Annotated in this window: 15 protein-coding genes; 8 read left to right on the forward strand and 7 right to left on the reverse strand. The window is 47.6% G+C overall.

Annotation, left to right across the window (positions count from 1 at the left end):
• Positions 1–203: 203 nt before the first annotated feature.
• The 3 genes from IC229_RS23560 to IC229_RS23565 form a co-directional block, all read right to left on the reverse strand.
• Positions 204–896, reverse strand: coding sequence for a TetR/AcrR family transcriptional regulator (locus tag IC229_RS23560; RefSeq protein WP_190889485.1), 693 nt, complete (start codon positions 894–896; stop codon positions 204–206).
• A gap of 324 nt (positions 897–1,220) precedes the next feature.
• The gene (locus tag IC229_RS35790) at positions 1,221–1,346 is read right to left on the reverse strand and encodes a hypothetical protein (RefSeq protein ID WP_262893406.1); all 126 of its coding nucleotides are present in this window, start codon (positions 1,344–1,346) and stop codon (positions 1,221–1,223) included.
• Between the two features lie 159 nt (positions 1,347–1,505).
• A complete protein-coding gene (locus IC229_RS23565; protein WP_190889486.1) occupies positions 1,506–2,984 on the reverse strand; it encodes a type III PLP-dependent enzyme domain-containing protein in 1,479 nt (492 codons plus the stop codon).
• Between the two features lie 333 nt (positions 2,985–3,317).
• Between IC229_RS23565 and IC229_RS23570 the strand changes: the two genes are divergently transcribed.
• From IC229_RS23570 to IC229_RS23580, 3 genes are all read left to right on the forward strand, one after another.
• A complete protein-coding gene (locus IC229_RS23570) occupies positions 3,318–3,728 on the forward strand; it encodes a hypothetical protein (RefSeq protein WP_190889487.1) in 411 nt (136 codons plus the stop codon).
• A gap of 304 nt (positions 3,729–4,032) precedes the next feature.
• Complete coding sequence (locus tag IC229_RS23575; protein ID WP_190889488.1) at positions 4,033–5,013, forward strand: pyruvate dehydrogenase complex E1 component subunit beta; 981 nt, start codon at positions 4,033–4,035, stop codon at positions 5,011–5,013.
• Between the two features lie 210 nt (positions 5,014–5,223).
• Entirely contained in the window at positions 5,224–5,583 is a 360-nt protein-coding gene (locus tag IC229_RS23580) for a hypothetical protein (RefSeq protein ID WP_190889489.1), read from the forward strand.
• A 35-nt stretch (positions 5,584–5,618) separates the two neighbouring features.
• Here IC229_RS23580 and nadC read toward each other — a convergent pair whose 3' ends face one another.
• Positions 5,619–6,452: a carboxylating nicotinate-nucleotide diphosphorylase gene (nadC, locus tag IC229_RS23585; protein WP_190889490.1), complete on the reverse strand. Its 834-nt coding sequence runs from the start codon at positions 6,450–6,452 to the stop codon at positions 5,619–5,621.
• 122 nt (positions 6,453–6,574) lie between these two features.
• Between nadC and IC229_RS23590 the strand changes: the two genes are divergently transcribed.
• The 5 genes from IC229_RS23590 (at position 6,575) to IC229_RS23610 (ending at position 14,228) form a co-directional block, all read left to right on the forward strand.
• Positions 6,575–6,955 (forward strand): hypothetical protein, encoded by a 381-nt coding sequence (locus tag IC229_RS23590; RefSeq protein ID WP_190889491.1) that lies wholly within the window; start codon positions 6,575–6,577, stop codon positions 6,953–6,955.
• A 95-nt stretch (positions 6,956–7,050) separates the two neighbouring features.
• Entirely contained in the window at positions 7,051–10,131 is a 3,081-nt protein-coding gene (secDF, locus tag IC229_RS23595; protein WP_190889492.1) for a protein translocase subunit SecDF, read from the forward strand.
• 170 nt (positions 10,132–10,301) lie between these two features.
• Positions 10,302–11,804, forward strand: a complete 1,503-nt coding sequence (locus IC229_RS23600) for an APC family permease (protein ID WP_190889493.1) — start codon at positions 10,302–10,304, stop codon at positions 11,802–11,804.
• Positions 11,805–11,953: 149 nt separating this feature from the next.
• Entirely contained in the window at positions 11,954–12,751 is a 798-nt protein-coding gene (locus IC229_RS23605; protein ID WP_190889494.1) for a sulfite exporter TauE/SafE family protein, read from the forward strand.
• A 79-nt stretch (positions 12,752–12,830) separates the two neighbouring features.
• Positions 12,831–14,228 (forward strand): MBL fold metallo-hydrolase, encoded by a 1,398-nt coding sequence (locus IC229_RS23610; protein WP_190889495.1) that lies wholly within the window; start codon positions 12,831–12,833, stop codon positions 14,226–14,228.
• Positions 14,229–14,272: 44 nt separating this feature from the next.
• Here IC229_RS23610 and IC229_RS23615 read toward each other — a convergent pair whose 3' ends face one another.
• The 3 genes from IC229_RS23615 to IC229_RS23625 form a co-directional block, all read right to left on the reverse strand.
• Positions 14,273–19,618 carry a fibronectin type III domain-containing protein gene (locus tag IC229_RS23615; protein WP_190889496.1) on the reverse strand — a complete coding sequence of 1,782 codons (5,346 nt, stop codon included), beginning with the start codon at positions 19,616–19,618 and terminating at the stop codon, positions 14,273–14,275.
• A 230-nt stretch (positions 19,619–19,848) separates the two neighbouring features.
• Positions 19,849–22,695 carry a M16 family metallopeptidase gene (locus IC229_RS23620; RefSeq protein WP_190889497.1) on the reverse strand — a complete coding sequence of 949 codons (2,847 nt, stop codon included), beginning with the start codon at positions 22,693–22,695 and terminating at the stop codon, positions 19,849–19,851.
• Between the two features lie 163 nt (positions 22,696–22,858).
• On the reverse strand, positions 22,859–23,254 hold the full coding sequence (locus IC229_RS23625; RefSeq protein ID WP_190889498.1) for a hypothetical protein: 396 nt from the start codon (positions 23,252–23,254) through the stop codon (positions 22,859–22,861).
• Positions 23,255–23,302 lie beyond the last annotated feature (48 nt).

Below are 23,302 nucleotides of genomic sequence, written 5' to 3' on the forward strand. Positions count from 1 at the left end.
TACAGTTAATAAAAAAGAGCTAAACAATGACTTGTTTAGCTCTTATAGTATATGGTGAAAGAGGAATATCGAAACAAAAAAAATTAATGATAGTGATTCACGCTGGCGACAGCTAAGCCGACAAGCATTCTATATGCCTGTTATTCAGCAAAGAATGTACAATATGTTGACCACTAAGTGAATCTCGAAATAACTGTAGCAATCTACCACTGAGCAATTGGCAGGTGCGCAGACTGAAGCTCTAATTCAACTTCTTTTGAGCTGATTGCCAGTTTATTCAGTGCGATGTAGATAGTTTTAACAGCACTCTCAATTCGTTGCCAACCTTCCTCACTTCGCAGGTCGATGCTGATCATGGTCCGGTCATTTTGTGCCATGATGGTGAGATAATTCATTGCACCAATGACAACTGCTGAAATGGCCTGGATATCGGCACCTTTCACAAAAGATAGCTGACTGACAAGACGAGTCATTTCTTCGTCCTGAGCGCGGGCGGTTGTTTCAGCAATCGAATCATTTTCAATAACACTGGCCTTGATGATTTCGCGGGCTGCTTTAAACGTACGGAAGTATCGATACGTTTGAATCACCTGGCGATACCAGATGCGTGCTACGTCCGATTCGTGCAGTGGGCGAATCTGATCAAGCACGGTGGTTGTGAATACTGGAAATAATTTACCCATTTTTACATAATACTCCAGCAGGCCTTCCATGCCGCCGAAGTACCGGTAAATCAACACTTTACTTACATTGGCTTTTTCGGCTACCCGGTTTACCCCAACACCTTCCAGCCCTCGTTCAGCGATAACTTCTTCCAGGGCTTCAACGATACGTTGGGTGGTCTTTACCCGGTTCCGTCTTACTTTTTCATCTTTCTCCATATTAACTACCTTCATATTATTTCAAGTATCTATTCTCTATCAGACTATAACTTCATTAGAAAGTCACTTTAGGTTTCAGGTAAGATGTATTTTACTAACAATTGACATGAAAAAAGGGTAAATACACCTATGGCAATACGTCAGCAGAATGCTACTATAGTAGAAAATTGTGAGCTACCGGGTTGCCTTTCAGCAACTAAGCAACAACCTCTAAACTTTTTGATAGAAAGCCTTGTGCGAATACTACGTACTTATACAGCCCTTCAAGACTATAATTAATAACGAAAAAGCCACCCTTTTCCGTAAAAAAGGGTGGCTTTTTCGCTCAAAATCGTTTCGTTAAACCCGAACCTGCGCTGAAGCAGGCTTCTGTACACTGCCATAAGCCGGGCAGTTTGCTTTCCGTGCACACGACCCAAGCGACAATGTCGCCAGCACAGCCCCCAAAATCAGTAATTTTTTCATGAATATAATCGTCCTTATTTACGCTTAATCTTCAGATTTTGAAACGAATATAATGCCAAAAATTGTACAGATCGTCATTATTTTGTACCAACGGTCGCTTCTTCCCTTAACAGTTGCGAATAAATTCAAAACGGCTGCGTCAGCATGACAAACAACGTATCAATTTTCTTCCTTGATTAACTCTTCCTCGCGCTCTTCGGCAGCTTCGGTTGCTTCCAGTTCGGTCATGCCGGGTTCGGCTCCTCCATAACCCAGAATTTTCAGCATTACTTCGCTGTTCTGTTCAGGCGCAAAAAGGCGTGTGCGCAAATTGCCGTTCTCGTCTTTATCGACAATAACGTGTTGCGGAGCCGGAATCAGACAATGCTGAATACCCCCATAACCACCGAGTGATTCCTGATAAGCACCTGTGTGAAACAAGCCAACGTACTGTTCCTCAGCATCCTGATCGAAAATAGGCAGGTATAAGTCGGCGCTGTGGGCTTCTGTATTATAGAAATCGTGCGAATCGCAGGTCAGGCCGCCCAGGTTCACTTTCTGATACGGATTTTCCCAGTTATTGACCGATAGCATGATGTATTTCTGACCCAACCCCCACGAGTCGGGTAGTTGCGTTATAAAAGAGCCGTCGATCATGTACCACAACTCTTTGTCGTTCTGCAACTTCTGATCGATTACCCGGTAAATAACCGCCCCGCTTTCGCCAACCGTGTATGAACCAAATTCGGTGAAAATATGCGGTACTGGTACGTTGTTTTTATTGCAAATCCACTGAATACTTTCCACAATCTGGTCGATCATGGCCTGATAATCGTACGTAAACTGAAACGACGTCTGAATCGGCATCCCGCCACCAATATCAATCGAATCGAGGTCGGGGCAGATTTTGCGCAGTTCGCAATATTTATACATGAACCGGCTCAACTCACTCCAGTAATAAGCGCTGTCTTTAATTCCTGTGTTGATAAAGAAATGCAGCATTTTGAGCTTAAACCGCTCATTCGGCTGAATCTTGTTTCGGTACAATTCATTCACATCGCTATAGCGAATGCCCAGCCGGGACGTATAAAACGCAAAATTCGGTTCCTCGTCGGTAGCGATACGTATTCCGAAATTCACTGTTTCAGCCGTTATCGAATTTTCATAGGCCTCAATTTCCTTCAGATTATCAAGAACAGGAATACAGTTCGAGAATCCTTCATTAATCAGTTCGCTGATGTATTGCGTGTATAACGGTCGTTTGTAGCCGTTACAGATAATATATGTACTCTTGGAAACCTTATCCATCTTATATAACTCCCGAATAATGGGAATATCGTAAGCCGACGATGTTTCGAGATGGATATTATTCTTGAGGGCCTCTTCCAGCACAAACCGAAAATGCGACGACTTTGTACAATAGCAGTACGTATAGCTGCCTTTGTAGTTGTACCGCTTCATCGCGTTTTTGAACAGGATTTTTGCGTGTTCAATATGCTCGGTAATTTTGGGTAAGTACGTCAGTTTTAAGGGCGTACCGTACTCCTTGATAATGTCCATCAACGGAACATTATTGAACATCAGCTCATTGTTTTCAACGTTGAACTCCCGCGTCGGGAATTCAAATGTCTGATCAATCAGGTCATAGTATGTCTTCATCCCTGGATTCGGCGCATGAAAATGGATAGTCCTACGTAGTGTACCTCTTTTAGTTCGAAATTCTGAAAAACAGGCGCGAATTTGGCCCCGAAAATCGGGCTTTGCAAGAAGAATAATTCGCAAGGTTATCAACGAAAAAGTGTGGCCTTTGATTCGCCCCTTACCGAAATTTCAACACCAGATTCATAAGCTATGTTTACGTATCAGCCATAAGCGTTTCAGATGGAGCGTAGCATCTGCTATAGTTCATTGAGAAAACCGCCGATTTCAGAAAGAGAATTAAGGGTTTAGTTAAGCGTTGATTGACTATGTACTGATAATAAGAAAACTTAGATGTCTTGTTACCACGTCATCCAAAACGCCAATCTGGCAAATAGTACGGTTACCAACACAATAATCAATACGTATAAAACCGACAACGTAGCGACAACCTTCTGTTACGACATAAATTGTATGTCATACCTTCCTATTGGAAATGGTAACATAAATGGGGCGAACTGGGGAACAATTTTTGCATCGGGTAATCCGCAGGTCGATATCAATTTCCGCTTAGCGCCGGGGTCAATTGCTCAGGGAGCAGCCACGGGCAGAACCGATATTGGCGCATTTGCTGGCTATAACAGTACTACGTCGGTTAGCATTACTCCTGCAACAACCTTCCTGGAATTTACAGTTCCGCTAACTAGCGAGCAGCGGGTTTCCACAGCCTGTTTATCCGAACCTTGGCAGGCAATTACACTATAATCTGAACGCCCGTTGCAACTAACTCCTTAGATCAATGAGGCAGCGTATTCATTCTATTCATACCAACGTAGCGGCCGGTTGAGTGGTTATCACTTGCCAGCGTTACGTTAGTGAGCAGTCAAATAAAGTAAGATTACTACTCTTCTTTTTTATGGGTTAGAATTTCGTAAAAGAGATGATTACCAAACCACCCGTCTAATTTGATGAATCAGGGCATTTTGCCTAATTTTGACCGACGTTTGGCCACCTCACCCTGAACGCAGACGTACTGAGGTAGCTACTAACACGAATCAATAAGCTCATTATGAGAGAAATACAATTCCGCGAAGCCCTACGCGAGGCCATGCAGGAAGAAATGCGCCGGGACCCACTTGTTTACCTGATGGGCGAAGAAGTTGCCGAATACAATGGTGCTTATAAAGTCAGTCAGGGCATGCTCGACGAATTCGGCCCGGAACGCGTTATCGATACGCCCATTGCCGAATTAGGTTTTGCCGGTATTGGCGTTGGTTCGGCAATAAACGGACTGCGGCCCATTATCGAGTTTATGACATTCAATTTCTCGCTGGTCGCTATCGATCAGGTCATTAACTCGGCGGCTAAAGTAATGTCGATGTCGGGCGGACAATACTCGTGTCCGATTGTATTTCGGGGCCCGACGGGTAATGCCGGTATGTTGTCATCGCAGCACTCGCAGAACTTCGAAAACTGGTTTGCCAATACGTCGGGGCTGAAAGTAGTGGTTCCTTCGAACCCTTATGACGCCAAAGGTTTATTGAAATCCTGCATTCGCGATAACGACCCCGTTATTTTCATGGAGTCGGAATTGATGTACGGCGACAAAGGCCAGGTGCCTGAAGAAGAATATTTAATTCCAATTGGCCAGGCCAACATAGTACGCGAAGGAAACGACGTAACGATTGTTTCGTTCGGCAAAATTATGAAAGTTGCTCTTGCGGCTGCTGAAGAACTGGCGAAAAACGGCGTTTCGGCCGAAGTGATTGACCTTCGTTCGGTCCGTCCGATTGATTACGCGACAATTATCAATTCGGTGAAGAAAACCAATCGTTGCGTGATTGTAGAAGAAGCCTGGCCGCTGGCAGCTATTTCATCGGAACTGACCTACAATATCCAACGTAATGCGTTCGATTATCTGGATGCGCCGGTGGTACGTGTCAATAGCATGGATTTACCACTCCCCTACGCGCCTACGTTGATTGAAGCGATTCTCCCCAACGTAAAGCGCACCTTGCAGGCTGTTGATACGGTGATGTACAAGAAATAAATGAATATTGTAAAATGATTAATCGTTAATCATTCACATACCAAACAACAAGCGTCGACCAATTGGTCGACGCTTGTTGTTTACAAAAACGCCCGGCTGCGGAAACAGTCGGGCGTTTAGTTTGCGGGAATTGAAAGTGAAACTCCTGACTTAGCAGAAAAGTTTACACACTGAAAAATAGTGGCATAGTTTTTCGTATTATTTTCGATTATGCAAGATTTAGTCGACACAGCTCAAAAAGACTCAAGACTTCGCCTAGGAAGCAGGGTGATTTATGAAGTTACGGTCCAATATGTAGGCTCGTTGACGACGCTACGTCATCGCGAGCCTACCGTTACGTTCTTTTCAAATCTCCGGAAAGCAGTAGATGCACTAACGGCTGAGTTAGCTCTAAACAACTGGCCACCCAAAGTGAATTATACGGCGGTATATCGGGGCGTGAAACAACGACAGTTCTACAGTTGCGATTTTGACGTAGCAGGCACGAAAGTTTTCCGTGTCAAAGTAATCCCACGATTATTGAATCCGCCCCTACCCCGGCTAGGCATTGATGAGAATCCAGCAAAGTGAGGAGGCCCCGACAGGCTCTGGCTGTCGGGGCCTTTTCAGTACGCTTTCAAGCTTAAATCCAGGCTTTTAACCTGATGCGTAAGTGCTCCCGATGAAATGAAATCGACGCCCGTTTCGGCGTAGGCCCGTAGGTTTGTTTCGTCGATGCCGCCCGATGCTTCTGTGATAAAACGGCCATCGATAAGACGTACCATTTCGCGAATGCCTTCGGGTGAGAAATTGTCAAGGAGAATAATATCGATTTGCCCGACACGTAGCACTTCTTCTACTTCGGCCCGGTTGCGGGTTTCTACTTCAATACGTAGCTGACGACCCGTTTCTTTCAGATAAACTACTGATTTGGTGATGGCCGCTTCAATACCTCCCGCATAATCGACGTGGTTGTCTTTAATCAGGATCATGTCATACAATCCGAAGCGATGATTTACTGCCCCGCCGATTTTGGTGGCCATTTTCTCACAAATCCGGAAATTAGGCGTGGTTTTGCGGGTGTCCAATAGCTTCGCCCGCGTACCTTCCAGCAGATTCACCAGTTCGCGGGTGTGCGTGGCGATGCCGCTCATCCGCTGCATGCAGTTGAGCACCAGGCGCTCGGCGGTGAGGATGTTACGTGCATTTCCGCTCACCGTCAGTACAATGTCGCCGGGTTTGATAGAAGCTCCATCTTGTATCAGTACGTCGACAACAAAGTTGGGATCGACTTCGGCAAAAATGGCTTTTGCTACGTACACGCCAGCCAGAATACCCGTTTCTTTGACTAATAAACGGGCCCGTTTCTGGGCGTCGGCCGGAATAGTAGAAAGGGAAGTATGATCGCCGTCGCCAATGTCTTCGGCCAGGGCTAATTGAATAAATTCCTGCAGATTCATAGGCGCAAGGTACATTATTTCCTATAAACCCTGCCAGCTTCGACCGGTTTTCAAAATCGGTTGGTCAGCCTATTGGATTCTAATGAAAATGGTACGAAATTTGTCATCCGCTAAGGAAATTTATGAAGCAACCGCGCGTCATACAACGTCTTTCCAGCCTTCTGCTCGCCACTCTGCTGCTTTTCACGGCAGTATGGAGTCAGCATTCCGCATCCGAAAAAGCTCTTTCAGCGAAAAAAGCGGTTGCCGAGCAAAGCAAATCGGGTAAAACTGCTGATCACACCAACGACGCCCAACTGAGTTCGGCCCAATTTGAAGCGGTTGTAACACCAGCGATTCAACTGGGTGATTCAGGGCAAACAGCCTTCCTGTTGCCGGCTCCTACGTTAATTATCCTGCTGCTGCTAAGCGTTCCGCTGCTTCGGCATTTTACGCTTCCGCATTTTTATTTCTCTTATTTCCGGCACGTCTTCGGCCACCACATTGCCACTAATGCGCCCTAGTGGTAGCACCAGGTTTTGAGCCTGGTAGTCAAATTATTTCTCTCATTTTCTACTAATTTATCTTTTCCTAACAAGCTATCTGCTTGTTATAAATCATGCAAAACAAAACCGGAATTCTCATTCTGACAGGGGTTATTGCAGCTATTTGCATCTACTTCCTGTCGTTTACGTTCGTCTCGCGAAATATCAAAGCTGATGCCGAGGCTTACGCAACTAATAAACAAGGTATTGTTGATCGCAATAAAAAGCAACATTATCTCGATTCGCTTTGGAAAGAGCCTGTTTTTTTAGGTAGTACGTTGCAGGAAGTTACCGAACGCGAGTTAGGTCTGGGTCTTGACCTTCAGGGTGGTATGCACGTAGTACTCGAGGTTTCTCCTGCTGACATTCTACGCAGCCTGTCGGGCAACAACCGTGACCCCAAATTTAGTCAGGCACTGAAACAGGCACTTGAAGACCAAAAAACGAGCAACACCAACTTCGTAGATTTATTTGCCAACAATTTCAAAAAACTGGCTCCTGATACTCGTCTGGCTAGTGTTTTCGCAACCAGCGCCAACCGTAGCAAAATCAATTTCCAGTCGTCGGACACCGAAGTACGGAAACTGTTAAATGATGAAGTAAATGGTGCTATCACACGGGCGTACCAGATCATTCAGGCGCGGGTCGATAAATTCGGCGTAGCTAACCCAAACATACAGCGTTTACCCGGTTCAGGTCGTATTCAGATCGAATTGCCAGGTGTTGATAATCCTGAGCGTATCCGTCGCCTGCTGACGGGCGCTGCTAAACTTGAATTTACCGAAGTTTACCGCCTGAATGAACTGGCTCCAGCCATTGAAGGTATTGGCGCGTATCTGCTACGTGAAGAAACTGCCCGGAAAGCCGCTTTGAAAACCACTACGCCAGCCGCAGGTACAGCCGCTAAAGGTGCGTCAAGCCTGGAAACTCAGCTCGCGCAGGGTAGCAAAACTGATTCGACGGGTAAAGCGAAAAACGATACGGCAGCTGCTGCCGCTCAGGGAACGGCCCTTACGCAATTATTCCTGCCAGTTGGCCAGGATCAATTGGGCGTTTATCTGAAAGACACCGCCCGTGCCAACGCTGTTTTGAATGCTTCTGAAGTACGGGGCTTGTTCCCAGCTGATGCCGTTTTTGCGTGGGATCGTAAGACGTTCAAAGCGACCGATGGCAAAGAAATTCTGCCGCTTTATTTCCTGAAAAAACTCGGCGGTCGTGCTCCGCTTGAAGGTGATGTTATTACGGATGCTACAAATGACTACGACGACCGTGGCCGTCCGGAAGTAACGATGAACATGAACGCGGAAGGTGCCCGTAAATGGCGGAATCTGACAGCTGCTAACGTAAATCGTCCGGTAGCTATTCTGCTTGATAATTTGGTTTACACCGCGCCAAACGTACAGAACGAAATTCCAAATGGACGTTCGAGCATCTCGGGAAACTTCACCGTAGAGGAAACCAAAGACATGGCCAACGTACTGAAAGCCGGTAAGTTGCCTGCTCCAACGAATATCGTGGAAGAAAGCGTTGTCGGTGCTACGTTAGGTTCAGAGGCTGTTAGTGCTGGCGTACTTTCGTCGCTGGTGGGTATTTTGCTGGTACTGGGTTTTGTGGTGTTCTATTACAACCGCGCCGGTCTAATTGCCGACGTAGCACTGATTGTCAACCTGTTCTTCCTGTTGGGCGTAATGGCGTCGCTGGGTGCCGTACTGACCATGCCAGGTATTGCCGGTATTGTATTGTCGATTGGTATGGCCGTTGACGCCAACGTACTGATTTTCGAACGTATCAAAGAAGAACTGGCCGAAGGAAAAGGGTTTAAGATTGCGGTGGCTGATGGTTTTAAGAACGCCATGTCGTCGATCATCGACTCGAACGTAACGACCTTCCTGACTGGTATCGTCCTGTTCATCTTCGGAACGGGTCTGATTCTGGGCTTTGCCACTACGTTGATCATCGGTATTCTGACCTCGTTGTTTGCCGCGATCTTTATTACACGGCTCATTCTGGAATATTACATACGTAACGGACAAACGCTCACGTTTACGTCATCGTGGGCCAAGAATCTGTTTGCCGATTCCAACTTCGATTTCGTTTCACGCCGGAAACTGTACTACACCGTATCGTCAGTCATTATTGCGGCTGGTATCATTTCGGTGCTTATCAAAGGGTTTGGCCTGGGTGTCGATTTCAAAGGTGGTCGTTCATACGTAGTACGCTTTGAAAAATCGGTAAGCACTGATGACGTTCGGCACTCATTGGAAGGCGTACTAGGCGCATCGCCAGAAGTAAAAACCTATGGTGGAACTGGTATCGGCGCAAATCAGGTGAAAGTAACGACGCCTTATTTGATTGACGATAATTCGCAGGGAGCTGACAAAAAGGCCGAAGCGGCTATCTATCAGGGTTTGAGCAGCTTAAAAGGCAACCCGGCCAAAATAGAAAGCTCGCAAAAAGTTGGTCCAACCATCGCTTACGACATTCTGACTTCAGCTTTATGGTCGATTCTGTTGGCTGTGGCCGTTGTATTCGCTTACATTCTGATTCGTTTCAAACGGCTGGCGTTCGGCTATGGTGCGGTTGTGGCCATGTTCCACGACGTCTTGATTATCCTGGCTATCTTCTCGATTTTCAACGGACTTCTACCGTTCTCGCTTGACGTCGATCAGGCGTTTGTCGGCGCGTTGCTCACGATTATGGGTTATTCGATGAACGATACAGTCGTCGTTTTTGACCGCGTACGGGAATACCTGGCCGAAAACCGGGGTAAGAAAGAAAGCATTCCGACGATTATCAACAACGCCCTGAACAGTACGTTAAGTCGGACAGCCGTAACGGGTTTCTCGACCATTCTGGTTCTGTTGGTTCTGTTTATTTTCGGTGGCGAAACCATTCGAGGCTTCTCGTTCGCCATGCTGATTGGTGTAATCGTTGGTACGTATTCGTCGCTGTTCGTTGCTACGCCGATTGTGGTTGACGCGCTGAGCCGCGATCAGGATAAAGAAGATGCTTTACCAGCCAAACTGGAGAAGAAAACCGGTTTCGATGCGATACCAGCCGACTTCACCACGGCTGCTCCAGCTACGCCCGAAGAGTTTACGGCCAAGAAAGAGAAGAAAGACAAAAAGCCGCTGATACGTCCTTCACAATCGTAATTTAAAGAGTGAAAGAACGAAAGAGTGAAAGTGCGAGAGCCATCCGGCAATTTTTTCTCGCACTTTCACTCTTTCGTTCTTTCACTCTTTATTTTTTGTATCTTTCCCGAACGTTTCACCCAACAATCTTTTTCAAAAAGACACAATCACCAAACGAATACTCCTTCTGCATGGAAACTAAACTAAGACCAGTTAATACGAGCGTTATGCGCAAAAAGCCGCTTTCAGCTTATGCGGCTGATGCTCAAAAAAGTGAACTTAAACGCGTACTAACCCGCTGGGGGCTAACCTCATTAGGTATTGGTGCCGTTATCGGGGGAGGTATTTTCGTATTGACTGGTATTGCCGCTCGTGAGTGGGCAGGCCCTGCGCTGGCCCTGGCCTTTATCATCGCGGGGGTAGCCTGTACGTTTGCGGCCCTGTGCTACGCTGAATTCGCTTCCATTCTGCCAGTTGAAGGTTCGGCTTACGCTTATTCGTACGGTACGGTTGGGGAATTGTTTGCGTGGCTGATTGGCTGGAACCTCATTCTGGAATACATGATGGGTGCTACGACGGTGGCCGTAAGCTGGTCGGGGTATTTCGAGAAATTTCTCCATCTATTCCACATAGAACCGCCCATATGGCTAATGAATGACCCGGTAACAGCGCATGAAAAGGCTGATGCGTTACGTGCCGCCGGGACCGCCGTACCTGATTTCACGTTTGCCATGAATTTGCCTGCCTTCCTGATCGTAATCGTTGTTACGTATATTCTGGTAAAAGGAATTAAAGAAGCCGCCAGTACGAACAACCTGATTGTGATCGTAAAAGTGGCAACCGTCATTTTTGTCATTATAGCTGGCTATTTTTTCGTCGATACTGCAAACTGGACACCGTTTATACCCCCTGCCGTAGTTGATGAAACGGGTCAAACGCACTATGGCTGGCCGGGAATTGTCACAGCCGCCGGGATTGTGTTCTTCGCGTATATCGGCTTCGACGCCGTTTCGACACAGGCTGGCGAAGCCATCAACCCCAAGAAGGACGTACCGTTTGCTATTATTGCCTCCCTGCTTATCTGTACCGCTCTATACATCCTGGTTTCACTCGTGCTGACGGGTATGGTGAAATACGATACGTTAGACCTTAAAGCTCCTGTGGCACAGGCTTTTGCCGATGCCGGTTTAACCTGGGCGGTTTACCTGATTACCATTGCAGCCATTGCCGGTCTTACGTCCGTAATGCTTGTGATGATGCTCGGCCAGACGCGGGTTTTCCTGGGGATGGCGAAAGATGGTCTTCTGCCAAAGAACCTGTTTGCGTCTATTCACCCGACCTTCAAAACGCCCTGGAAAAGCACCATTTTCGTGGGTACTATTGTGTCGATTGTCGCAGCGCTCACGCCTATCGATAAGGTATCGCAGCTTACCAGTTCGGGTACGTTGTTTGCTTTTGCCATGATTTGTGGCGCGGTTTGGCTGCTACGTGTCCGCGAACCCAATCTGGAGCGTCCGTATCGTACGCCAGCCCTCCCGGTCATTGCTACGTTAGGTATTCTGGCTAACCTGTACCTGATGTGGAATCTACGTACCGATACAAAAATCACGTTCGTAGTATGGGGTATTCTTGGACTGATTGTTTACTTCGCTTATAGCCGTCATCACAGCAATCTGAACAAACCGCAGGAATAATTTTCTTTCCTGATCATCATACTGAAAAACCCCTCGGTACTACGTCGAGGGGTTTTTCATTGTAGGGCTATGAACGAAACCTAAATGAGCGGATTTGTCATGCTTCGTTCCTCAGCATGACAAAAAGTTATCAGTAGTTTTGTCACTGCATGAGTATACAGGAATTATTTGGATATGCATCAGCAATTGTCGTCGGACTGGTTATTGGTCTGGCGGGGGGTGGAGGGTCTATTCTGACGGTACCTATTTTCATTTACGTTTTTCATATCCCGACTATACTAGCCACTACGTATTCACTGTTCGTTGTCGGTACTACGTCGTTCGTCGGTTCACTGAATCACATCTGGGGAAAACGGGTCAATCTGCGTGTTACGTTGGCGTTTGCTCTACCTTCGTTTGTTTCGGTTTATCTGAGCCGCCGATTTCTGGTACCTGCCCTCCCCGACCCCATGTTTCAGTTGGGGAAGTTTGTCTTATCGAAAAGTGATGCTATTCTTTACTTCTTTGCCATTGTAATGATTTTGGCGGCACGCGCCATGATACGTAGCGACCGGCCCGAAGAGGGTGAAGCCGCCGATGGTCGCCCGCGCTATCGAAATCTGGCCCTTGATGGTCTAGCCGTTGGAGTACTCACGGGTACTATTGGTGCTGGTGGCGGCTTTCTTATCGTACCTATGCTGGTTTTGCTGGCAGGATTGCCCATTCAGCGGGCGGTTGCTACGTCGGTGTTGATTATCGCTATCAATTCATTCGTTGGTTTTCTGGGCGATATTCACCACACCGAACTGAACTGGAATTTTCTGCTACCGTTTACGGGTTTATCTATCATCGGTATTTTCGTTGGGATGTATTTCGCCCGCTTTGTGGCTCCCGAAAAACTCAAGAAAGGCTTCGGCTGGTTTGTGCTGCTGGTAGCAACCTACATGATTCTGAGAGAAATTCTGTAACGCAGTCGGACTGACTTCCCAGCCTCTGGTCCGCACTACTAAACTGACATTGACTGCGGACCAGAGGTTCGCGTTACGTATGATTATCGAACAATTGTATACGGGTTGCCTGGCGCAGGGAGCTTATTATATCGAAAGCAACGGCGAAGCGGCCATCATCGACCCACTTCGCGAAACGACGCCTTACACTCGGAAAGCCCAAAAAGCTGGAGCTACCATTAAATACGTTTTTGAAACTCACTTCCACGCCGACTTTGTTTCAGGACACCTGGATTTAGCCCAGAAAACAGGTGCTACGATTGTGTACGGGCCCAATGCCAACACAAACTATTCAGTTTATCTGGCTCAGGATGGCGAAACATTTGCGCTGGGTAACGTAACGATAAAAGTTCTTCACACGCCCGGTCACACGCTCGAATCCACCACGTACCTGCTCATCGACGAATCTGGAAACGATTACGCCATCTTCACCGGTGATACGTTGTTCATCGGCGACGTTGGCCGCCCCGATCTGGCTATTAAAGGTGAGTTGACAGAACGAGATCTGGCGGGCATGCTCTACGACAGCCTTCATGAGAAGATCATACCATTGGCCGACAATGTAATCGTGTATCCGGCACATGGTGCGGGTTCGGCCTGTGGCAAAAACATGAGTAAGGAAACTACGGATACGTTGGGCAACCAGAAACGATTTAACTACGCGCTTCAGGCAAAATCGAAGTCAGAGTTTATCGAAAAAGTGCTGGATGGACTCACGGCGGCCCCTGCCTATTTTGCCGAAAACGCCCGCCTGAACAAAGAAGGCTACGAACCCATTGACCAAGTGATGCAACGCGGTAGCCAGTCCCTCTCACCTGATGCGTTCGAAGCCGCCGTTAACGAAACAGGGGCTTTGGTATTGGACGTACGTAACGCCGTCGATTTCGCGAAAGGATTTATTCCCAATGCTATCAACATTGGCCTGAATGGGCAATTTGCGCCCTGGGTCGGTTCGCTTATTCCCGACGTAACACAGCCGATTGCGCTCGTTACGCCCGCAGGTCAGGAAGAAGAAACCGTGTTACGTTTAGCCCGAGTCGGCTACGATAACTGCATCGGTTTCCTAGATGGTGGATTTACGAGCTGGCAGCAGGCAGGAAAAGAAGTGGATACCATTGAGTCCATTTCAGCAGAAGAATTCGCCACCCGCTGGCAGCCACATAATAACGTAGCAGTAGTCGATGTACGGAAACCCATTGAGTTTTCCGACGAACACGTAGCAGGGGCCGCAAACATGCCTCTCGATACGTTAAACGACCACATGACCGAGATTCAACGTAACGAACCCGTATACGTTCACTGTGCGGGTGGCTATCGGTCTATGGTAGCCAACTCTATTCTGAAAGCGCGCGGTTTCCAGAACGTAGTGAACGTAGAAGGCGGCATGGCAGCTATCAAGCAAACGAACGTAGCGGTTGAATCAATAGTCAATAATTAGTAGTATCACGTATGCCATTACTTGGATTAATGGCATACGTAAGTTCAGGGCTTCAATCGCAACGTAGCACCGCTACCAAAAGTGATTCGGGCGGCTTCTCCGTAACGTATCGTTAAGGCTTTAGCCGTCTGATTAGCGGGCACATTAACCACGTGGTTAACCTCCACCAAATCCGCGAAATCAGGTACTCGATTACATGACCAGACTGTGGGGTCATCCCACGAGCCGTCACGTAGCGTGTGTAAACCGAAAGGGCAGTTGTTCAGGGTTTTAAAGAAAGCCGTTAGCTGAAAATTGGTTTCATCGCCACACTGAGAGCTAACCTGCCATTCATACGACGTATTGTTCGTCAGATTAGTGAGCAGAAAACGAGTTTCATTAATATTGGAAATTGTGTTCCAGTCGGAGCTGCCAACGGCCCGCCATCGTAGCTGATACCCAACTCCGTCACCCGACTCATTCCAGCGGAACAGAATGGATGTCGTACTTAGATTCTCTGTCCATAACCGATTGGTCGAACCACAGCGCGTCAGGAAAAATGCTGACGTACCGAAGTCAGTCTGGCAATCACTACGTATCTGCCATTCATAAACTGTATTATTCGCCAAGCTAGTCAACTTATAAGGCAACGTAGTAATGCCTGCTACGTTCGTCCAGTTTGAATCACCCAGCTTTCGCCAGCGCAGGTCATAGAGAGGGTAATTATCGGAACTCCAATTGAGTTGAGCCGAATTAGCTGTTACGTCTGGCTGATATTTATATTCATAACCATCATAATAGCAATGTACCAGAAACTCAGCAGGAGCGCTAAGGCTACCTGCGCAGACCCCACGCACCCGCCACTCATAAGACGTATCGTTCGTAAGCCCTGTCAATAAGTAAGGGGACGTAGCATCCGGTATCGTCGTCCAGGAACTACTACCCACCGGTCTCCAATCGATCTGATACGTTGATTCGCCCCCGTCCCATTTCAAATAAGTCCGATTGGGTTTTCCACCGGCACTGCGCAAATTAGTCGGGGGTTTACATTGTGTTTTGAAGCGTGTTGGACTGGTGTATAGTGATGATGTAGTAGGCTCACAAACAGTCGTGACAGCCCATTCATAATCTGTATTGTTCATTAAGCCGGTGAGTGAATACGTAGTACTCGTTATTCCGGAAAGCGTTGTCCAGGTAGTTTCGCCGATAACCCGATACCGAATCGAGTAGATTGAGCCCGAACCAATCCAGCTAAGTTGGGCAGACTGGGTGGCCTCGTTACGTGTTTCGGTGGAAGTTGGCATCTGGCAAATTGTTCTGAATAGGGCCGTTGACGAAGGACTCATTACGTTGTCTGAGCACCTGGTTACTACCCGCCATTCATAGATGGTATAATTGGTCAGACCAGTTAATGAATAGGTATTACTAGTTATACCTGTTACTGATTGCCAGTTAGAAACGCCAGCCACCCGCCATTGTATCGTAACTGGCCAACCGAGGGTAACCCAGCTTAACTGAGCCGAGTTCGACCGAATTTGAGTGGTTGATAGATTGGACGGGTACAAACACGTAGTAACAAAACTGGTACTTGCTTCATGCGCTACACCTGCGTTATCAACATAGCTAACTCGAACGTCATAGGTCGTGTTTGGCGTTAAACCCATCAGTAAGTATCGCTTCGTCGACAGGGAGCCGGTTGTGTTCCAGCTTCCGTTACGTGTACGCCATTGCAGGACGTAGTTAGTAGATTCAGGCCCATCCGACCAGTTAAGTCGGGCTGTCTGATAGGACATACTATCCACTCCTATATTGAGAGCAGATTGACTACCAGGAGTAGTTATAGGATTTGAATACCCCGAATTATCAGCCAATGTGTTGACATCACAAACGCCCCGAACCTGGAAATCGTAGGTAGCACCAGGGGTGAGGTTTGTCACTAAATACGCAGAACTAGTGAGTCCATTGACAGAAATGGTGTTAACCCAGGAGCCATTTTCTGCCAGAGAGCGCACTAATAAATTTACGGCCGTATTATCAGCTCTATTCGTCCAGCTTATTAAGAATGAGCGGGACGTAAGATCGGAGACGTTGACATTCGCCGGATTTTGGCATTGCGTTGTAAACGTACCAGTTTGTGAAAACAGCGCGGCTCCACTTTCTCCACAATAGGTTTTTATACGCCATTCATAATTTGTGTTACCAGCTAAACCGGTTATCAGGGCATTTCCCGACGTAATACCCGTCAGCTCCGACCAGATTACACGGCCAGCAATCCGGTATTGAACGGTATAGGTTTGGCCTACTGACAGGTTCACAGTCGGCCAGTTAAGCTGCGCAGTGTTGTACCCCGGATAAGAATAACCTATATATGTGACCGCTGGACAGGCGGTTTGAAACGATACCGGGGCTGAAAAATCAGACAAATTACCATTGCCACAGTCAGTGGCCACCCGCCACTCGTATACAGTATTGTTTGCTAGCCCGGTTAAAGAGTATACCATTTCAAGCCTATCGCCCGGCACCGTTACGCTCGACCAGTTCGTTGCACCTACTACCCGCCATTGTACTACGTACGAAGGCATGTATGGTGAATAATTTCGCCACCGTAACGTAGCAGAATTGGCATTCACCGAGGAGCCTGTTGGTTGAGGGGGGGAACATGTCCAGACAAACGACGACGAAACCGAGAAATCAGAGAAAACAGTGGGCGAACACTGTTTTCTTACCCGCCACTCATACGTCGTGTTTGGTGTTAAACCGGTGAGCGAGTACGTAGTACCTGTAATTCCAGAAATCGTAGTCCATGCACCAGAAGTGTTATTTCTGTATTGCAATTCATTCACAAGGTCAGCATTATAGACACTGTTCGACCAGTCAAAATTCAACTGTACAGCTGTGTTAGGCAATAAAGTTTGGTCAGGTACGTAGTGCGCAATACAACCTAACGTAGCCGTGAAAGTCGATGAATAATCGGAAACTACACCCGCTGAACACGCCTGCCGAAGTCGGTATTGATAATTTAGGCCGTTAGTCAGATTTGTCAGGTCATAGCTACTACCTGTAATTCCATTCACTTCGTTCCAGACGGGGCTTCCGACAGAACGCCATTGCAAATCATATTCGGTAGGTAAGGCAGACGCATACCAAAAGATCCTTAGCGATGTAGTCGATTGCTGAACAGCGTTTAAAGGCACTGGCGCAGGGCAGTCAGAGCTGAAGGGCTGTCCATTCACAAAATCTGAATAAATCGACGTAGTACACTGCGTCCTGATCCGCCATTCATACGTTTTGCCAATTGGTAGATTATAAAGCGAATAGCTTTGGTTCGAAGACCAGCTACCGTCTTCAAAAATTGGTTCATTACCTTTTGTAACGACACTAATCCAAGTAGCAGCGCCTGTTTCACGATACTGAATCTCAGTCAGATTGTTTTTGCTGCTTTGCCACGTCAGCCTTACAGCATTGAAATTGATAGTCGAAACAACAGGATCTACTGGCGTAGCGCATTGCGTTTTAAATATCTGTACAGACGAGAAGTCTATGGAGCAGCCGGAGCCTACCCGCCACTCATACGTCGTGTTAAACGCCAGTCCGGTCAGGGAAAAGATTGTTGCCGTCAAACTGGTTACCGATGTCCAGTCAGTTGCCCCCTGTATACGATACTGTAGCTCATAAGGAGGGCGACTTCCAAACCCATCCCAACTAACTAAAGCCGACGAAATATCTACAGCACCAACGTATAGATGGGATGGATTAGCGCATTGTAAGGAGAACGTCCGGGAAGACGTAAAATCAGACAGCGCAGTACTCGAACAAGCACTTCGAACCCGCCACTCATAAGTTGTACCCAGTTGCAATTCTGTCAACTTATAACGGGTTGTAGTAACCGTGCTGCTCAACCAGCCAGCCGCTCCAACAGATCGCCACTGGACTTCATACGTTGTTGCACCTCCCTGCGAATCCCAAACAAGATCAATGGCTGTTCTTGTCGCGTTCTCCGTACGAAGAGAGCCAGGCGCAAGGCAATATAACGTATAAGGTTGAGCCATCAGGAAATTGGAATACTCAGTATCCGAACACTGACTTCGCACGCGCCACTCATACGTTGCTCCAGCCTGTAGACCTGTTAAGAGGTAGTTATTTCCGGTGACGCCGGTTACCGACGACCAACTGGTTGCACCCACAATTCGCCATTGAATTTCGGATAAATTACCGGAAGGCGAATTCCAGGTGAGGTACAGGCCGTTCGATTGTGATGTACTAGTAAACGTATAGGTTGGGGCTGTGCATCGCGTCGTTATTAATTGCGCTGGTGTAAAGGCCGATGATACCGATGGCGAACAAACCGTTCGTACACGCCATTCATACGTTGTGTTGTTTGTCAGGCCCGACAGGCTATATGGAGATTGTACGTTCGAAACAACGTTCCACGTAGCAGTTCCAGCGGCTCGCCATTGCAACTCACCCGCAAACGTTTTCCATTCCAGCACAGCCGAGTTATAGCTTACAGATCGTGTCGATACGTCCGTAGGCAATGGGCAACTTGTCTGCACTAACTGTATATCGGTGAAAGTCGATTTGTCCGTCGACGAGCAAGCCGTACGTACCTGCCATTCATACGTAGTGGAATTCGCCAGGCCCGCTAATGTGTACTCCGTCGACCCGATATTTTCTACCACCGTCCAGGCTGACGTTCCGGCACGTCGCCATTGGATGTCAGATGATACGTTGGTAGTGGGGCTATCCCAGGCTAATTCTACGGCATCAGGATTAATTCCCTTCGTACGTGCATTGGTTGGCGGCAGGCAACGCGTACGGAAAGAACTACCTATTAGAAAATCAGAGCTTTCGGTGGCTGAACAAATTGTCCGAACTTGCCATTCGAACGATGTTTCTTCGGGTAAACCCGCCAAGTTGAGAAAGTCTGTTGTCAAACCGCTGACAATAGTCCAGTTGGGCTCGCCAGCCGCTCTCCAATACACTTCAGACGTAGCACCGCTTACCGGCTGATACCAGCTTAATTGAGCCGACTGATGGGTAATATTTGTTACGTTCCTTGTATAAGGAGTCGCGCATTTTGTCAGAAAAGGAATTCCATTTATAAAAACCGACGTATCGCCGGCAGCACAAATTGTACGCGCACGCCATTCATACGCCGTATTATTAGTCAGGTTTGTCAGGCTAGTTGAGTATGCAGTTAATACCGGCGAGGTTGTCCATCCTGTGCTTCCAGCAGCTCGCCACTGAACCTGGAACTTGAATGATGGATCACCACTGAAATAACTCCACGTCAACGAAGCCGATTGATACGTAACATCGGCAGCAGCTAATGATTCAGGGCCTCTACAATCTGCAAACGCCGACGTAGTGAATACAATACCCAGCAAAATAAGTAAGTAGCGAAATGGCATAGATGGATTTAGGAAGGGATTTTAATACGATAAAAATGCAGCAAAAACTCCGCCAAATCGTTACGTGATAATTCCCCTTTTTCCGCCCAAAAACGTTACGTTCCGGACTGAAAATCAATAGCCCAACCAGAAAAACTCTGGTTGGGCTATTACGTTCTTGAGTAGTGATTTTACTGGCCAAAACTCCGGCTTACACCAAAACACTATCGACTGTTGTCTAGCTATTCTTTTTACTGTTTCTTCTCCGGCATCAGCACCAGTCGAATATAATTTGAACCGAAATACTGGTTGGCGGCCGCCTTCGTGCTTTCGACGGTGACTTTGTCTAATTGCTCTTTTTCATGCAACACTTCGTCGGGTGCGTCGCCGTTGTAGTATTGATTTTGCAGGTAGCCAAGCCAGAATTGATTGTCTTTCAGCTGTACTTCGGTTTCGCGACGGGTTTCGGCTTTAAATTTGGCAATGTCGGCAGGCAGCGCACCTTTCTGCTTCAGGTCGTTGATTAATTCCTGCGTTTTGGCGATCAGTTTTTCAACATTGTCGGGTGAGCAGCCGAAATTGATGCGGAATGTATAACGGGGAACGGGGTATTTTGCATAAGCCGCACTAGCACCAACGCCATAAACGCCCCCTTCTTCCTCCCGAAGCTTTTCCAACAATTTGATTTCCAGCACTTCGCCCAACGCGTCGAGCTGCGTAGCCGTTTCCGGCGACCACGTAATATCTCCGCTATAGACCAGTTGTACCGAAGCTTTGGGGTCTAGTCCGCGATAAACGGTTTTGCTCAATTGACCTTTTGGCGCACGAATTTCCAGGTCTTTAAACTTCTCGGTTTTGTCGGAAGCGGGTAAACCACCCAGGTACTTTTCTACCAATGGCTTGAGTTGTTCTTCCTTGAAATTCCCGACGAAAAAGAATGTAAAGTCCCCCCCGTTGGCGAAACGTTCTTCATAGATTTTCAGCGCACGGTCGAGGTCAATTTTGTCGAGATCGTCTGGTTTGAGCGGCTGCCGACGCGGATTGTTATTGCCTAACGTAACGGCTACCGTATCCTGAAACACTTTGGCAGGTGTTGGTGTATTGATCTGATTTTGCAGCCCACTACGTTGGTTCGACAAAAATCCTTTCACTACGTCAGCATCTTTCCGAGGCTGAGTGAAATAGCTGTAAATCAACTGGAAAGCCGTTTCTAAATCTTTCGGAGCCGCGCTTCCATTGATTCCCTCGCTCAACTCGCCCACATACGGGTAAACGCTCACCTGCTTACCCGATAGAAACTTGCCCAATTGAATCTGGCTGTACTCGCCCGTGCCGCCCATGGCTGCCAATGTAGAGGAAAAGCGTGCCGATTGAAAATCCTTAAAGTCATAAAGGGACGTACCACCGAGACTATTGGCTGAAAACAAAATCTGGTCGTTTTTGAAATCGGTAGGCTTCAGGATAACTCGAACGCCATTTTTCAACTTCCATTCTGTTACGTTGATATCGTTGATTTTCTTTGCATCTACAACCGGCGAACCCGTTGGCATTTTGGCAATCAGTGGACTGCTGAGGGTTTTGTCTTCGTAAGCTGTCAATCCCTTGCCGGACTCGTCTATGTAAGTTAAAATCTGCTCTTTGGTCGGAAGTTTGGCTTTGTCTTTTTCGGGAGCCATGACAATCACAGCCCGGTTATCGTTGTGGATGAACAGATCGACCAACGTATTCACCTCGTCCAGCTTGATGCCATCCTGCACTTTTTTCAGGAAATCGTAGTAGAATTCGATGCTTGTGTAGGGCTCCTTATCCGTAAAATTCTGGACGTACTCGTTCACGTAATTGGCCGAACGGGTTTTGTTACGTTCGCTATACGCCTGCTCTACGTTGGTCATGAATTCCTGTTTCGCCCGCGCCAGTTCAGTAGCTGTAAAGCCAAACTGTTTCACGCGTGCATTTTCGTCCAAAACTGCTCGAATGGCTTTCTCTACGTTGCCTTCCTTCGCCACCGCAATCGACGTAAAGGCGTCCAGATTACCCAGAAAATCGCTGTAATTACTGTAACCGCCCAGAAATGGCGGGTCGGAACGCTGGGTCAACTCCTGAATCCGGTTGCCCAGCATAGTGTTGAAAAAACCGCGCTTGATGCCCTCACGGAGGTCGTTCAGGTTCTTTTCCTTGATTTCAGGGCGTTTGTAAATAACCTGAATGACCGTATTTGGCTGCTCCGGATCGGTAACAATAACCACTTTCGTGTCTTTATGCGCCGGAATTTCGTACTCGGTACGTGGTTTCGGATTCTTTACGACTGGAATCCGGCTGAATTTCTCCCGAATGATCCCTTCCACTTCTTTCGTATCGAAATCACCCACGGCGATAACGGCCATCAGATCAGGCCGGTACCAGTCTTTGTAAAATTCACGTAGCGTTTCGGGCCGGAAAGTCGTCAGCACCTGTTCAGTACCGATGGGTAGCCGTTTCGAGTACTGCGAATTGTTCAATAAAGCCGGAAAATACTGGTCGCGCATCCGCTGACCGGCCCCGCGCCCAAGCCGACGTTCTTCCAATACCACACCCCGTTCTTTATCGACTTCGGTCGGATCGATGGTCGCGTTGTGCGCCCAGTCTTCCAGAATCTGAAACGCTTCCCGAAATAGTTTAACCGAATCGGTGGGAACGGGTAACTGATACACTGTTTCGTCGAAACCGGTATACGCATTCAGGTCGGCACCGAAACGAACGCCGGCTGTTTGCAGAAAATTAACCAGTTCGTTTTTGGGGAAATTTTTGGTGCCGTTGAACTCCATGTGTTCCATGAAGTGCGCCAATCCCTGTTGATTATCCGTTTCCAGCACCGACCCCGCCCGAATCACCAGCCGCAGTTCAGCACGATTTTTCGGCTCCACGTTTTTGCGGATGTAATACGTCAGGCCGTTGGGCAATTTTCCGACCTTAACGGCTGGATCGACGGGAATAGGCAGATTTAGATTAAGGGCACTAGAGGAGGCTTTCGAAGCCGATGTTTTCGGTTTAGGAACAGGCTGTGCCCAAACGAACGTAGCACTCACTAACAAACTCAGAAAGAGCGGGAAACGTACCATTAGTGGTTTAAAGAAATTGATAATTAGGACGAAGTTATAGACTTACCTGCGATTTACGAGGAGTAATTGATAAACGGTAACCGACGCTGAATATCACTACGTTGCTCCGGGAATCGGCGTACAGTTTTCATTTGATTAATAACGTTGCTGACCGGCGAATCGTCTATCGTTTCCAGATGAGTAAGGCTGCGACTACGATTGAACCAATTACCGATAGCCAACAGATAGCAATGACCCAACGTATCGGAATTTCCCACATGGGGGCATGGAGCAGTTGTGTTTCTTCATCGAGCGTTACGTCTCCGTAGAAATTTCGGTCGCAGAAATCCGTCCAGTCATCATAGTCAGCGAAACGGGCCAGCGCATCGAGCAAGCCGGACGAAGGTTCAGCCGAAGATTGCCAGAACAATTGCAGTTCCTGAGCCGCTACGTACTGCTGCGTATGCCGTTCAATACGTTCGCTCAGTTGCGCAAAATCGCGGGGACGCCAGTGCCGGGAAGGCTCCCAGCGCAAAATTCGCTCGATTTGCTGTTTAAGGTCGGCGGTCTGACGGGTCATGCATTAAGAATACCATTTTTTTCAAATATCCACAAATCAGGGTATTGC

The sequence above is a fragment of the Spirosoma profusum genome, from assembly GCF_014699005.1.
GTDB classification, from domain to species: Bacteria; Bacteroidota; Bacteroidia; order Cytophagales; family Spirosomataceae; genus Spirosoma; species Spirosoma profusum.